At 38.1% G+C, this 14,351-nt stretch carries 12 protein-coding genes; 7 read left to right on the top strand and 5 right to left on the bottom strand.

Translation table 11 applies throughout. The features are described 5' to 3' along the window. Window positions 1-3 precede the first annotated feature (3 nt). From HO345_RS04995 to HO345_RS05010, 4 genes are read left to right on the top strand one after another with little or no spacing between them, the layout of a single operon-like run. Complete coding sequence (locus HO345_RS04995; protein WP_253684324.1) at window positions 4-324, top strand: HU family DNA-binding protein; 321 nt, start codon at window positions 4-6, stop codon at window positions 322-324. Then, window positions 321-1,955: an apolipoprotein N-acyltransferase gene (gene lnt / locus HO345_RS05000; protein WP_253684325.1), complete on the top strand. Its 1,635-nt coding sequence runs from the start codon at window positions 321-323 to the stop codon at window positions 1,953-1,955. The genes HO345_RS04995 and lnt overlap by 4 nt, the downstream gene beginning before the upstream one ends. Further along, complete coding sequence (locus HO345_RS05005; protein WP_010697458.1) at window positions 1,952-2,368, top strand: bactofilin family protein; 417 nt, start codon at window positions 1,952-1,954, stop codon at window positions 2,366-2,368. The genes lnt and HO345_RS05005 overlap by 4 nt, the downstream gene beginning before the upstream one ends. Continuing rightward, the gene (locus HO345_RS05010) at window positions 2,368-2,973 is read left to right on the top strand and encodes a CinA family protein (protein WP_253684326.1); all 606 of its coding nucleotides are present in this window, start codon (window positions 2,368-2,370) and stop codon (window positions 2,971-2,973) included. Before HO345_RS05005 ends, HO345_RS05010 begins: the two co-directional genes overlap by 1 nt. A gap of 2 nt (window positions 2,974-2,975) precedes the next feature. On the opposite strand, the gene HO345_RS05015 is transcribed toward HO345_RS05010, so the two are convergent. From HO345_RS05015 to HO345_RS05035, 5 genes are all read right to left on the bottom strand, one after another. Continuing rightward, window positions 2,976-3,914 (bottom strand): NADase-type glycan-binding domain-containing protein, encoded by a 939-nt coding sequence (locus HO345_RS05015; protein ID WP_253684327.1) that lies wholly within the window; start codon window positions 3,912-3,914, stop codon window positions 2,976-2,978. A 12-nt stretch (window positions 3,915-3,926) separates the two neighbouring features. Next, the gene (locus HO345_RS05020) at window positions 3,927-4,466 is read right to left on the bottom strand and encodes a hypothetical protein (protein WP_253684328.1); all 540 of its coding nucleotides are present in this window, start codon (window positions 4,464-4,466) and stop codon (window positions 3,927-3,929) included. Between the two features lie 30 nt (window positions 4,467-4,496). Next, a complete protein-coding gene (locus HO345_RS05025; protein ID WP_253684329.1) occupies window positions 4,497-5,072 on the bottom strand; it encodes a hypothetical protein in 576 nt (191 codons plus the stop codon). Window positions 5,073-5,095: 23 nt separating this feature from the next. Beyond that, on the bottom strand, window positions 5,096-6,034 hold the full coding sequence (locus HO345_RS05030; protein ID WP_253684330.1) for an NADase-type glycan-binding domain-containing protein: 939 nt from the start codon (window positions 6,032-6,034) through the stop codon (window positions 5,096-5,098). A 79-nt stretch (window positions 6,035-6,113) separates the two neighbouring features. Then, a complete protein-coding gene (locus HO345_RS05035; protein ID WP_253684331.1) occupies window positions 6,114-7,334 on the bottom strand; it encodes a hypothetical protein in 1,221 nt (406 codons plus the stop codon). Window positions 7,335-7,553: 219 nt separating this feature from the next. Between HO345_RS05035 and gpmA the strand changes: the two genes are divergently transcribed. The 3 genes from gpmA to HO345_RS05050 are packed head-to-tail and all read left to right on the top strand — an operon-like array spanning window position 7,554 to window position 14,315. Next, a complete protein-coding gene (gene gpmA, locus HO345_RS05040; RefSeq protein ID WP_253684332.1) occupies window positions 7,554-8,297 on the top strand; it encodes a 2,3-diphosphoglycerate-dependent phosphoglycerate mutase in 744 nt (247 codons plus the stop codon). A gap of 14 nt (window positions 8,298-8,311) precedes the next feature. Next, entirely contained in the window at window positions 8,312-9,793 is a 1,482-nt protein-coding gene (locus HO345_RS05045; RefSeq protein WP_253684333.1) for a M81 family metallopeptidase, read from the top strand. A 19-nt stretch (window positions 9,794-9,812) separates the two neighbouring features. After that, entirely contained in the window at window positions 9,813-14,315 is a 4,503-nt protein-coding gene (locus tag HO345_RS05050; RefSeq protein ID WP_253684334.1) for a 2-hydroxyacyl-CoA dehydratase, read from the top strand. Window positions 14,316-14,351: the final 36 nt, after the last annotated feature.

The following is a 14,351-nucleotide window of genomic DNA, read 5'->3' on the forward strand; positions in this document are numbered from 1 at the left end:
AAGATGAAAAAAAAACGGTCAAAAATAGACATAATAGATTCCGTTTATCGAAACAATCCTCAATACCAGCTTAAGCATATTAATGCTATATCTAATCTGTTTTTAGATGAGCTTTCTGTACTTTTGCAGCAAGGAATTCCTGTGGAGATACGGGGACTCGGTTCTTTTGATTTTGCTGTTTTACATGGCCGAAAAAATGCCCGTAATCCTAAAACAGGAGAAACAGTTTTAACTGCCGATAGGTGTAAGGTAAGATTTAAACCGGGAAAAGAGCTTAAAGATGCTCTACACAAAATTGATACTCAAGAGCTTATTGAATCATGAAAAATAAATTTATATTTTTTTCTTTAAACCTTTTGCTTGCTGTTTTGGGGGCTGTTTTTTTTGCTTTATCCCATCCTAATTATTTGAATTTAAACGGGTTCCCTATTCTTGCATATATAGCTCTTATTCCATTTTTTTTATTACTTAAAAGGACTAAGCTAAAGTTTTCATTTTTGTGGGGAGCTTTTTCAGGAAGCCTTTCATATTTTATATTTAATTTTTGGATAATATTTTTTCATCCCCTTGCAATTTATATAATAATTGCAAAGTATTGTATTTTTTATTCTGTTTTGTTTTTTGTTTTAAAAATAATAGACTCGTATTTTTCCCGATACTCTTTTATTTTTCAAGCGATAGCTTGGGTTGCTTTTGAATATTTAAGTACTCTAGGCTTTTTGGGATACCCTTATGGAATTATAGGCTATACTCAATGGCGTTTTACTCTACTTATAAGGCCTACCTCCATTTTTGGAGTTTGGGGAATTTCGTTTTTGCTTATTTTCTTTTCAGCTTGTACCTCTTCAATATTTTTTGATTTTTTTAAAGAAAAAAAATTTAAAGTTGCTTATCAAAAGTATAGACTACCTATGATGATTTGGATAGGTACGTTTTTTGCATTTATTTTATATGGAGCTTTTACAAAGATAGATCTTTCAGAAGCCCAAAGAACAAAGATAGCTCTTGTGCAGCCTAATAGAGATCCTTGGCTTGGAAATTTGGAAGTGTATAGAAATAATTATGAAGAACTTAAAAACTTATCTGAAAAAGCTCTTAAAAATTTTCCGGATATCGAATTAGTAGTTTGGCCGGAAACAGCTTTTATTCCTATGATAAGATGGCATTATAAATATACTTCAACCTCTAATCCTAATTCTCTTTTGGTGCGGGAATTGCTGCATTTCTTGGATAATCAAAAAGTTCCGTTTTTAATAGGAAATGATGACGGTGTTTTGAATGAAAAATTTTCAGATAACAACTTTGATAATCTTGAGGAAAAGAGGCTTGACTATAATGCAGCCTTGCTCTTTATTCCTAAGAAAAATGTTTTACCTCCTGAACCTCAAGTATACCGAAAAATGCATTTGGTTCCCTTTACGGAGCATTTTCCTTATCAAAAATTTTCCCCGCGTTTTTACGAATTTTTAAAAGAAAACGATACGCATTTTTGGGAAAAAGGAAAAGAAGCAAATCTTCTTGAATTTAAGAATTTAAGAATCGGCCCCCCCATATGTTTTGAAGATTCTTTCGGTTATATTTCAAAGGCCTTTTCAAGAAGGGGAGCGAATATAATCATAAATCTTACAAATGATGCTTGGGCAAATAGTGTTGTAAGTCAGTATCAGCATTTGAGTATGGCGGTTTTTAGAGCTGTCGAAAACCGCCTTCCGGTTTTACGGGCTGCAAGTTCCGGTCAGACTGTTTTTATTGACCAAAACGGAAAAATTCAAAATATGTTGGCTCCTTTTGTAAAAGATGTTTTAATTGTAGATGTGCCTGTATTGACAGACGGCCGCCAAACGGTTTATTCTTACTTAGGAGATTTTTTTGCTTTGACTTGTTCAGTATTTTTAGCAGGGCTTTTGTGTTTTATCATATTTAATAAATTTATAAAAAAATCGGAGGTTAAATGAAACGGAATAATAAATATAAAGAAAAGAATGTTACGGTTTTAGGTAAGGAAACCGTCTTTGACGGAGTGATGAAATTCTCCGAAACCTTACAGATTGAGGGAAAATTTATTGGAGCGATAGATTCTCAAGGCTCCTTGTATATTTCAAAAAATGCAGACTGCAGAGTGCAGTATGTTAAGGCTGCTTCAATAGTTGTTGAAGGTGTTGTCGTGGGTTCCCTATCGGCTGCCGATAAGGTCGATCTAAAGTCCGGATCTTCAGTTAAGGGGGATATTACTGCCGGCCGTCTTAGAATAGCCGATAAGGTTTCTTTTGAAGGCTCTGTGAGAATGGTTAAAAATACCGGTTTCCCCGAAAAAAACTTTTTTTCTATAAAGTCCGATCAGCTTAAAGAACAGCTTAGCCGTGAGTAATGCTTTTTATAGGAATTTTAGTGATTGATTTTGAGCTTATAAAAAAAGTTTTTTTTCGTCTAAAAGAAAGAGGCATTAAGCTTATAACTGCCGAATCCTTGACCGGAGGCTTGATAGCTTCCGAGTTTACAAAAATACCCGGTGCTTCGGAAGTGCTTTGGGGCGGTTATGTTGTATATACAGCCGAAGCTAAAATTTCTCTTTTAAATGTAAAGCATGAAATTATAAAAAATTTCGGAGTGGTGAGCCCGCAAACAGTAGAAGCTATGGCTTTCGGTGCAGTTAAACATTTCTTTGATGCTTCTTGTGCTCCTGAACCTGCTGTTTCTATTGCGGTAAGCGGAGTTGCCGGCCCTTCAAGCCTTGAAGGAAATCCGCCCGGAACAGTATGTGTTTCTTCGGCTTTTTTTTATCCGGCATCTTTTGAGTTTAAAAAATTACATGATTTTAAAATTTTAAAAAAAGAGGCTCTTGTTTTTAAAACTCATACCTATCGATTTTCAGGTTCAAGGGATGAGATAAGGGAGCAAACTTTAAATAAAGCTTTTTTGCATGTTTTATCTTTAACGGAAAGAACGGCAGCTCCGATTAAGGAACTGCCGTGATTTTATTCGTATGGAATAACTTCTGTTCTCCACAAAATCATAAAATGAATGGCTGTGTCTTGGTATTTTGTACCCTTATATACATCCAATATTGTTACCTTAACATCTTCTTGTTTGGGTAAAAAACTTATGTCTATAGTTTGCGGGTGGGGTGTATCCTTTACGGTGAACTCTTTTTTCTTACCGCTTGTAACACCCTCAACCATTATCTTTTTAATTCTTCCGTTTTCATCATAAAGTTTAGGATTCGAAGCTGAAATATAGCCGTTCATCAAGAGTATGTATTTATCGTCATTGTTCCTCTGTGTTTGTATAACAAAGGACTCTCCTATACCCCAGCCGTCTACGCCTTCTACCCAAGGGGTATCCTGTTCCATAATTGATAAATTTTCTATTCCGTACTCTCTTTTTCCTTCTTTTGTTTCTTCGATGAAATGTGAACTTTCATTTGTATACTTGAAATAAGGTACTTCTCCTGTTCCCCCTGTGGGAAATCTTGTAAAAAATCCTGAAGCTTTTTTCCCCTTGTGTGCGGGCAGCATGCCGAGGCCTATAACGGCATCCTCGTTTTCTCCCCAAGCTTTTTTTGCCAATCCTGTTAAAAGCATAAATTTATTGCCTAAATATTCTTTTGATTTAGGATCAAGGTTTGCATATAGGTCTTCAGGCATATCGGCATTCAATTCAAATAAGGGAAACCTACCTATGTACTTTTTTTTGTAAGTATAGAGCTTTTTTACCTCTTCTTCTTTTGCATTATACCAGCTTATTTCGATCTTGTTTCCTTTTTGGAATTTGATAAAATAAGCAAGCGGAGGTCCTCCCGTATATCCGAAGCCTGCCAAATCAAAGTTTTGCCCTATGGCAAAACTACCCATAATTAAAAAAAGACATAAAAATAAGTTTTTTTTAAATAAACCGATTTTACTTTTTAAAAACATTTTTTTCTCTCCTTACTGGTCTGCTCGTGCATAGATAAGTCCTATAACTTCACTATTTTTCTTATCTGGAAACCAAATTTCAAGTTGTGTATTTCCGATATTTTTAGTAAAAAATTTGACTGTTATATAAATACTCTTATTTGAATCCTCTGTAACGGTAAAGTCAACTTTCTTTTTTTCGAGCTTTTTAATAATTTGTGAGTATGTATTACCTCTTTCTATAATAAGGCCCTTTACATCAGCTCTATGAACAATCTCGAAATTAATACCTATATATTCAAAAATACCGTCATTGGTAAGACTAATTATAAATCCATCATCCTCATACACAACATCGTATCTTCCCTGCTTATGCCTATAAAAGGTCGGCTTACCGATGTTCTTTTCAATATCTTCCTTGGTGTGTGCTTTATAAAATTCAAACTTTTTTCCACGCAATATGATGGGGCCGTCATTGATTTTAACTTCACTAACATCATTGGAATATATTTGTATTAAAAAAATACAAAACAAAACACAAATAAAAATATTCTTTTTTCTTTTTAAAAACATTTTCTTTTTCTCCTTATAATCAATTAGGCGTTACTTATTAGCAATATCCATATATACTACTGCAACAAGTAGGACATTTTGCTTTTCATATCGGGAACACATAATCGTTGTGTTTACTTTTCCGAATTTTTTGCTCACAAACTCCATATCTATGACATGATTATTACCTTCTTGTTCATAAAGATTGTATGTAATATTGAGAGCTTTTATTTTCTTTTGAATACTTTGATATGTATCATCCTTTGTTATTGCCAAATCATATATTTTAACCGGATTTATATCTTCTTTCATTAAAAAAAAGCTAAATCCGCAAAAATAATTTTTATTGTCAAATAAAAATGTGACTCCTTCATCTTTATATAAAATCTCAAGAAAGTTTTCCTTATTTGAACTGCCGTCAGCTTTGCCTAACTTTTTTTGTAATTCTTGCGGCGTATATTTTTCGGTTGGACTTAACTTTTTATTTCTAAAGATAAATGGCTCATCATTTATTACGAATTCCGCTTTTTCTGCAGCATTAATAGTTGCTGCAAAACTACCCATAATTAAAAAAAGACATAAAAATAAGCTTTTTTTAAATAAATCGATTTTATTTTTTAAAAACATTTTCTTTTCTCCTTATAAAAGTTTTATTCGTATGGGATAACTTCTGTTCTCCACAAAATCATAAAATGAATGGCTGTGTCTTGGTATTTTGTACCCTTATATACATCCAATATTGTTACCTTAACATCTTCTTGTTTGGGTAAAAAACTTATGTCTATAGTTTGCGGGTGGGGTGTATCCTTTACGGTGAACTCTTTTTTCTTACCGCTTGTAACACCCTCAACCATTATCTTTTTAATTCTTCCGTTTTCATCATAAAGTTTAGGATTCGAAGCTGAAATATAGCCGTTCATCAAGAGTATGTATTTATCGTCATTGTTCCTCTGTGTTTGTATAACAAAGGACTCTCCTATACCCCAGCCGTCTACGCCTTCTACCCAAGGGGTATCCTGTTCCATAATTGATAAATTTTCTATTTTATACTCTCTTTTTCCTTCTTTTGATTCTTCGACAAAATACGAACTTACATTTTCATAATTAAAACAAGGATATTCTCCTGTTCCTCCCATGGGAAAATCAGAAAAAAAGTCTGCTGCTTTTTTACCCTTACGTGAAGGCAGCATGCCGAGGCCTACAATACCGTCTTTATTTTCTCCCAAAGCTTTTTTTGCCAAGCCCGTTAAAAGCATAAATTTATTTCCGTAATAGTTTTTTGATTCGGGATTAAGTCCTGCATATAGGTCTTCAGGCATATCGGCATTCAATTCAAATAAGGGAAAGCGGCCTATATACTTTTTTTTGTAAGTATAGATTTTTTTTACTCTTTTCTGATTTGCATTATACCAGCTTATTTCAATCTCGTTTCCTTTTTGGAATTCAATAAAATAGGGGCATGGTACCGTATCCGTATATCCGAAGCCTGCCAAATCAAAGTTTTGACCTATGGCAAAACTACCCATAATTAAAAAAAGACATAAAAATAAGCTTTTTTTAAATAAACCAATTTTACTTTTTAAAAACATTTTTCTTTCTCCTTATAAAAGTTTTTAAGCCGGACAGGCCTTTAAGACCTGTCCGATGAATATTTGTAAATAAAATATTCTATTTCTTTATTTCAAAATAAAAACCTCCTAAATTTGATGTAAAGTCGGATTGACTGTTGCGGCCTCGAACATCTTCCCATGTTTCTCCATTGCGCCCCATATACGGCTCAATAAATCCTCCGCCTGAGTATCCGATAGCATGGTACTGGTCCGTTGGAAACTTGTTACCCCAAAAAGCTTTTTGCGGAAATCTTACCACTGCCGGATTATTTCCAACTAAATCTTTTAATTCTTTTTCGCTTAGGCCTGCCGGTATTTCGTGATAAATAGCATCTACTCCAAAGACTTCTTTGATAACATCAGTGTATGGTCTATTGCCTTCCTCGGAAATAGCATCACTTGCAATTTTTTCCACATCTTCTTTTGTACGGCCGTCTTTGTATTCATATCCGATGAGATTAATTGCTCCTATAGCTGAATCATAGTGACAAGCATAAGGATATACAACATTCCCATCTTTATCTTTTTGCATCGGCAGATTTTTTCCCCTTTCTTTAATCAACTCTTCAAAGCTCAACTTTTTCTTTGTGACTTTATCATCATTATAAACAGCCAATATATCGTTTTTATTTGTCGCCTTCAGATTATCAAGCTCCCATTGTGAAAGATTTGATAAAGCTTTTTTTGCCTTTTCTCTTGGCGAAACAACAGCAGCAGGTGCTTCATTTACACTACCCGCATTATTGCTGTCTGATGTAGGCGATTGGTCTGCTCCTGTATTGCCGCCATTAGAGCTTGAGCTGGGCGATGTCCCGTTTAAAGCCGTATTGCCGGTTTCGGTATCCAAATTTCCGCTACTTGAATGATCATCATCATCATCATAATAATAATTGTTGTGCTCCAAATCCTGACCATCATGATCCTGATTTCCGTTTCCGCCATCACTGCCGCCGCTTCCGCTATTTGAAGGAGGCGCAGCTTCGTCTTCTGTATTTGAAAGATCAGTCTGATTTGTTCCTTCATCTACAGGTGCCGGTTCAGACGGAGCCGGACTCGTACCCGAATTAACCGGATCCTGAGTTGTGTTTCCCGGATCAGGTGTGGACGGTGCTGGTCCTGTGCCGGAATCATCGTTTCCTTCTTCGGGCACAACATGAGGATCATCGTGATTCGAATTGAATCCTAAACCTCTTGCAGACTTTACTACTGTTCCGGTTCCGAGACCGAAAACAGAATCATCACTTTCCATTAAGTGATTTGAATTTTTCCAATTTACCATAAATTTCTCCTTGTAAAAAATATTTTTTCCATGCATAGAAAATATGGAAGCGATTGGAAATCACTTATTTTTCCTCCTGCCTCCATTATATTATAGCTTTTAGTTAAAAACAATAGTACTTTTTGAAAATATTTTTTTTATTTTTTATCCAAGCTTATTTTTTCCTCTCTTGACACTATAACACCTATCGTATAATATTAACTTTAATTGGAGGACTATATGAAATTGGTTTTGGTCAGGCATGGTGAAAGTGAATGGAATAAACTTAATTTATTTACCGGATGGACGGATGTCGATTTAAGCGAAAAAGGTGTAGAAGAAGCAAAAGAAGGCGGAGCCTATTTAAAAAAAGAAGGTTTTGACTTCGATATTTGCTATACTTCCTATCTAAAACGGGCAATTCATACCCTCAATTATATTTTAAACGAGATGGATAGGGAATGGCTTCCCGTTATAAAAACTTGGAAGCTGAACGAAAGGCATTACGGGGGCTTGCAGGGCCTAAACAAGGCGGAAACAGCCGAAAAATACGGAGAAGATCAGGTAAAAATTTGGCGCCGCTCCTTTGATATTGCCCCTCCCGTTTTGGAAGAAGGAGATAAGCGATGTCCCTATTTGCAGGAACAATACAGAGGTATCGAAAAATCAGAGCTTCCCTTAACCGAAAGCTTAAAAGATACCATAGCCAGAGCCGTTCCTTTTTTTGAAAAGACTATAAAACCTCAAATGCTTGAAGGAAAAAGGATTCTTATTACTGCCCACGGTAATTCCCTCAGAGCTTTGGTTAAATATTTTGAAAATTTAAGCGATGAAGAAATAATCTCGGTAAATATTCCGACAGGCGTTCCCTTGGTTTACGAATTCGATAAGAATTTTAAGGTTCTTAGTAAACGCTATCTTGGAGATCAAGAAAAAATCAATGCAAAAATAAATGCAGTTGCAAATCAAGGAAAAAAGAAATAAGGTAAGAGTATAAAATGAAGCGAATTTTAGTAGGATGCATAAATCACGAGTCGAACAGCTTTAACCCCATTATAACGGGGATTGAAGACTTTGTTATTTTTAGAGGAGAAGAGGTTTTAACCGAGGGCTTAAAGCCCTATTATTCTTCTACGGGAATTATTGAGACCATTCAAAAATGGGGATGGGAGGTAGTACCTGCCGTAGTTGCAAGGGCTGTGCCTAACGGCTTGGTTGATTATAATCTATATACCGAACTTAAAAAAGATTTTTTAGCTTATATAGATAAGGCTCTTTTGGATGCTCCGATTGACGGCATCTGTCTGGGCCTTCACGGTTCATTAAAAGTTCAAAACATAGGGCCTGCAGAAGGCGATCTTTTAAAGGCGATCCGTGAAAAGCTTCCCGATATTCCTTTAACGACAGCTCTCGACATGCATGCTACGGTAACCGACGAGATGATTAGGTATTGTGACGGCATTGTAGGCTATAAAACCGCCCCCCATATTGACTGTTATGAAACGGGAGTTCATGCAGCGGAGCTTTTAAAAAAGGCTTTGGAGCCGTCCAATAAACTTTGTATAGGAAGGGTAAAAATCCCAATGCTGGTAGCAGGCGAAAAAAGCGAAACCGCTGCAGAGCCTATGAAAAGCTTAATCGCTTCATGCGTAGAGGCCGAAAAAGAAAAAGACTTACTTGCAGCCTCCGTTCTTTTGGGCTTCCCATGGGCAGACAGCAAGGATAATGGCGTAACCATAGTAACGACGGCCTTAAACGATCAATGCCTTGCAGATAGGGCTGCCTTAAAAATAGCTAAGGAATTTTGGGCCGAGCGTCATAATTTTAAATTTAAGGTAGAGCATTACGATTCTTTTACTTCAATAAAAACCGCTATAGAATCGGTAATGCAAAATAAAGAAGGTCCTGTTTTTGTTTCGGATTCGGGGGATAATCCTACAGCCGGTTCTACCGGAGATTCTACAGAGTGCTTCGAAGCTCTTTTAAAACAAAAAGAAGCTTTAAAAGCTCTTCCCACCAAGGTGCTCTATTCGGGATTTTTCGATAAGGCTGCCGTAGAAAAATGCTTTGAGGCAGGGGAGGGGGCTTCTCTGGAAATAACTATAGGCGGAACATGGGATAAAATTAACGGTAAAAAGATTCCTTGCGCCGTGAAAGTCTTAAAACTTGTAAAAAATTACGGCGTATATAATTCCCGTTTAGCCTTTGTCGAAATGGGAGATATAAGAATAGTTTTAACCTCAAATCACATAGGCTTCGGGGACGAAGAGCTTTTGCCTGCCCTAGATGTAAAAGCAGAGGATTATTGTATAGTTATTGTAAAGCTGGGCTATTTGGAGCCTTGTTTTCAAAAAATAGCAAAGAGGGCAATATTGGCGGAATCTAAGGGCTGTTCAAACGAGGTTTTGGAAACTTTAGACTATCCTCAAACTCCGCGCCCCATATATCCATTGGATAAGGATATGGATATAAAATTATAATTTAAAATCGGTTGGTATTATGAATAGAGAGAGTGTGCTGCGATTCGGAATAGATGTCGGCTCGACTACAGTAAAGGTAGTTGTTTTGGAAACTGACGGGACGGTTTTGTTCAGTAAATATCAAAGACACAGGGCCGATATAAGAACGACTATTATATCCGTGTGTGAGCTTGCTGTTGAAGCTGTAGAAAAAAAATACGGTGAAGATGTAGAGCTTTCTCTCATTGTAACAGGTTCCGGAGGCCTTGCCGTATCGCACTGGCTCAAAATTCCATTTATTCAAGAGGTCGTAGCCTCAACTGCCGCTGTCCGTAATATAATTCCTCAAACCGATGTTATAATAGAACTCGGCGGCGAGGATGCTAAGATTACATATTTTGAGCACGCCAATATCGAGCAAAGAATGAACGGTACCTGTGCAGGCGGTACCGGCTCCTTTATAGACCAGATGGCAGCTCTCTTGGAAACCGATGCTCTTGGTTTAAACGAACTTGCAAAAAAAGCTCAAACCATCTATCCGATAGCCGCCCGCTGCGGGGTCTTTGCTAAAACCGATGTTCAGCCCCTTATAAACGAGGGCGCAAAAAGAGAGGATATAGCAGCGAGTATCTTTCAAGCTGTTGTAAGTCAGACTATTTCGGGTCTTGCCTGCGGTAAACCCATCCGCGGAAAAGTGGCTTTTTTAGGAGGCCCCTTACACTTTTTAGATCAGCTAAGGCACAGGTTTATCGAAACCTTAAAACTTAAAGATGACGAAATTATCACGCCTGAAAATTCCGAGCTCTTTGTAGCCATGGGGGCTGCCCTAAGTGCTGCAGGAGGCCTTAATATGTCTACAGTATCAAGCTCTCCCTTTAAGCAGGCAGTTCCATTGGATCTAAAAAAGGCTCAATTTAAAACATCCTTAAAAAAAGAAGAAAACAAAGCACCTCTTATTTTTGAAGAAGAGACTGCGGCTAAACCTCATTTTATAAAGCTTTCTCAATTTAAAAAAGATATTTATAAGATAGCATCTTCCGAGATGACTGAGGTTCAGCGCCTTCCTCCTCTTTTTAAAAACGAAGAAGAACTTGAAAGTTTTAGAATAAGGCACGCAAAGGAAATGGCTCCCTCAGCCGATATTTCTACTGCTTCGGGTCCTGTTTTTTTAGGGCTTGATGCAGGCTCAACTACAACCAAGGCCGTTTTAATCGATGAGGACGGAAAAATTCTATGGCGTTTTTATGATGTAAATGCAGGAAACCCTGTCGAGCTTGCTGTAAGAGTTTTAAAAGACCTGTACAAAATCCTCCCTCCAAAGGCCTTTATAGCCCGATCTGTTTCTACCGGATATGGAGAAAGCCTTTTTCAGGCAGCTTTGGGTGTAGATGCCGGAGAAGTTGAAACGATAGCACACTACCGTGCCGCCGAATTCTTTTTGCCCGGAGTGGATTTTCTTTTGGATATAGGCGGACAGGATATGAAATGCCTCCGCATGAAAAACGGAGCGATAAGTTCTATTCAATTAAATGAGGCCTGTTCCTCAGGCTGCGGAAGCTTTTTGGATAATTTTGCCCGCTCCCTCGGAATGAGCATAAGCGAGTTTGCAACCAAAGCCCTTCTTGCCGAAAAACCCGTAGACCTAGGTACAAGGTGTACTGTCTTTATGAATAGCCGTGTTAAGCAGGCTCAAAAAGAAGGTGCTTCTGTAGGAGATATTTCTTCGGGCCTTTCTTATTCCGTTATAAAAAATGCCCTCTTTAAGGTTATTAAATTGCGCGATGCCTCCGAGGTAGGAAGCAAGGTAATAGTGCAGGGCGGAACCTTTAATAATGATGCGGTTTTGCGTGCCTTTGAACTTGTTTCTGGAAGGCAGGCTGTCCGCCCGGATGTTGCAGGGCTTATGGGGGCCTATGGAGCCGCCTTAATTGCAAAAGACCAATGGCATGACCTTCAAGAAGAAAATCTTTCCGAAGGAAAAATAAGATCGAATATTGCCGATATGGAAGGCTTGGAAAATTTTAAGGTAAAGCTTGACTTATTACGTTGCTCTAAATGCCCCAATAACTGTCTTTTGACGGTAAATACCTTCGACATCTCCGGAGTAAAACGCCGCTTTATCACAGGTAATAGGTGTGAAAGGGGGGCTGAGCTTGAAAAAGACAGCGGACTTGAAGAATGTTCATCTCAAGTTTCTGCTAAGGATCACGAAACAGTAAACAAAAAAGATATACCCAACCTCTTTGACTGGAAGTATAAGAGGCTTTTTAACTATAAGCCCATTCCTAAAAATGATGCCCCCAGAGGCGAGATAGGAATTCCAAGGGTTTTAAACGTGTACGAAAACTATCCATTCTGGTTTACCTTTTTTACGGACCTTGGTTTTTCGGTTAGAATTTCTCCTCGCTCTACACGGGGAACTTATGAGATGGGACTTGAGTCCATTCCTTCAGAATCGGTTTGTTATCCTGCGAAGATTGCCCACGGGCATATCGAAGCCCTCTTAAGATTAGGAGTAAAAAATATTTTCTACCCCTGTATCCCTTATGAAAAAAAAGAAGATGAGGGTGCCGGAAATCATTATAACTGTCCCATTGTTACAAGCTATCCCGAAGTTTTAAAAAACAATATTGATGTTCTCAGGCAGGATGCGAATATAATTTATCTAAATCCCTTTTTGCCCTATTACGATAAACACCGTTTAATTGACCGCCTTTATGAAGAATTAGGTACAAAGTTTTCGATAAGTTTAGAAGAGATAAGGAATGCCGTTAATGCTGCTTGGACTGAAGAAAATAATTTTAAAAAAGAAACGGAAGAGAAGGGCGAAGAAGCCTTGCGTTTAATGAAGGAAAAAAATATTAAGGGTATTGTGCTTGCAGGCCGCCCCTATCATATTGACCCTGAAATTAACCACGGTATTCCTGAGATGTTAAACGGCCTAGGCCTTGCGGTTTTGACTGAGGACTCTGTGGCTCACTTGGGAAAAATAGAACGCCCCTTGCGTGTTGTAGACCAGTGGAGTTATCACAACCGCTTATACAGGGCGGGGAATTTTGCCTCAACTCAAGATGATTTGGAATTTATACAGCTTACCAGTTTCGGCTGCGGCTTGGATGCGGTAACAGCCGATCAAGTGCAGGAGATAATAGAATCCAAGGGAAAAATGTACACCCTTATAAAAATAGATGAGGGTTCTAATCTGGGTGCAGTAAGAATAAGGGTAAGAAGCCTCTTGGCTGCCGTAAAGGAAAGAAAAAGAAGCCGGCTTATTTTAAGCAAAAAATCGGCAGCCTATGACAGGATAGTTTTTTCAAAAGAGATGGAAAAGCGGTATACGATTTTAGCCCCTCAAATGTCTCCCATTCATTTTGACCTTATAGGGGCCGCTATTTCTCATTCCGGCTATAACCTTGAGATCCTTACCGATATAGATCAGACTGCCGTTGAATACGGCTTAAAATATATAAACAATGATGCTTGCTATCCTGCAATCATAGTTGCAGGTCAAATGATAGCTGCTTTAAAATCGGGCCGTTATGATTTGCGCACCACAGCTCTGGCTATTACCCAAACAGGGGGAGGCTGCCGAGCCACAAACTACATAGGCTTTATAAGGCGTGCCCTCATAGATGCAGGTTTGGGCTTTGTTCCGGTAATAGGTATCAGTGCCCAGTCCATCGAAAAAAACCCCGGCTTTAAATTAAAGCTTCCTGTTTTGCACAGGGTTGCTCAAGCTATGTGTCTCGGCGACCTTTTAATGAGGGTGCTTTACCGTACACGTCCCTACGAAAAAGTTCCCGGTTCTGCAAACGAAATATATAAAAAATATGCCGTTCTTATCAAGGATGCTCTAAAAAAAATGTCGGCCGGAAAATATAGGGAAATAGTCAAGGGGATTGTAAAAGAATTCGATAATCTACCCTTAAAAAATATCAGAAAACCGCGTGTAGGTGTAGTAGGGGAAATATTGGTTAAATTCCATCCTGCCGCAAATAACGATATTTTCAGCACCATTGAAAGGGAAGGGGCGGAATGCGTTGTTCCCGACTTATTGGATTTTTTCCTTTATTCTTCAATTTCGGGTATCTATCAAAATACCTATCTCGATTACTCGTTTAAAAAACGTCTCATTGCAAAGCTTGGTATCTGGGTAATGGAAAGATATAGAAAACCTATAAAAAAAGCTTTAAATAAGAGTAAGCGTTTTACTTCTCCTGAGAGCATATACAGATTGGCCGATTCGGTTGACGGAATTTTACAGCTTGGAAATGTTACCGGAGAGGGCTGGTTTTTAACTGCCGAAATGATAGAGCTGATTCATTCGGGTGTTTCAAACATTGCTTGCGTACAACCCTTTGCCTGTCTTCCCAATCACGTAACCGGAAAGGGTATGATAAAGGAATTGCGCCGCCGTTACCCCGAGGCAAATATCTCGGCCATCGACTTTGACCCGGGAGCCAGCGAAGTAAACCAACTCAACCGTTTAAAACTCCTTCTCGCCAACGCAAAACCCGGCCTCCACCCCGATGAAACAAAGTGAGAATGAGAAAGTGTGAAATACAAATGTCGGATGTCT

Origin of the sequence: Treponema denticola, assembly GCF_024181645.1 — a bacterium.
Taxonomy (GTDB): Bacteria; Spirochaetota; Spirochaetia; order Treponematales; family Treponemataceae; genus Treponema_B; species Treponema_B denticola_A.

Coding starts and splice junctions, on each gene's coding strand:
- HO345_RS04995 (WP_253684324.1), top strand. CDS start 4: ATGAAAAAAAAACGGTCAAAAATAGACATAATAGATTCCGTTTATCGA.
- lnt (WP_253684325.1), top strand. CDS start 321: ATGAAAAATAAATTTATATTTTTTTCTTTAAACCTTTTGCTTGCTGTT.
- HO345_RS05005 (WP_010697458.1), top strand. CDS start 1,952: ATGAAACGGAATAATAAATATAAAGAAAAGAATGTTACGGTTTTAGGT.
- HO345_RS05010 (WP_253684326.1), top strand. CDS start 2,368: ATGCTTTTTATAGGAATTTTAGTGATTGATTTTGAGCTTATAAAAAAA.
- HO345_RS05015 (WP_253684327.1), bottom strand. CDS start 3,914: ATGTTTTTAAAAAGTAAAATCGGTTTATTTAAAAAAAACTTATTTTTA.
- HO345_RS05020 (WP_253684328.1), bottom strand. CDS start 4,466: ATGTTTTTAAAAAGAAAAAAGAATATTTTTATTTGTGTTTTGTTTTGT.
- HO345_RS05025 (WP_253684329.1), bottom strand. CDS start 5,072: ATGTTTTTAAAAAATAAAATCGATTTATTTAAAAAAAGCTTATTTTTA.
- HO345_RS05030 (WP_253684330.1), bottom strand. CDS start 6,034: ATGTTTTTAAAAAGTAAAATTGGTTTATTTAAAAAAAGCTTATTTTTA.
- HO345_RS05035 (WP_253684331.1), bottom strand. CDS start 7,334: ATGGTAAATTGGAAAAATTCAAATCACTTAATGGAAAGTGATGATTCT.
- gpmA (WP_253684332.1), top strand. CDS start 7,554: ATGAAATTGGTTTTGGTCAGGCATGGTGAAAGTGAATGGAATAAACTT.
- HO345_RS05045 (WP_253684333.1), top strand. CDS start 8,312: ATGAAGCGAATTTTAGTAGGATGCATAAATCACGAGTCGAACAGCTTT.
- HO345_RS05050 (WP_253684334.1), top strand. CDS start 9,813: ATGAATAGAGAGAGTGTGCTGCGATTCGGAATAGATGTCGGCTCGACT.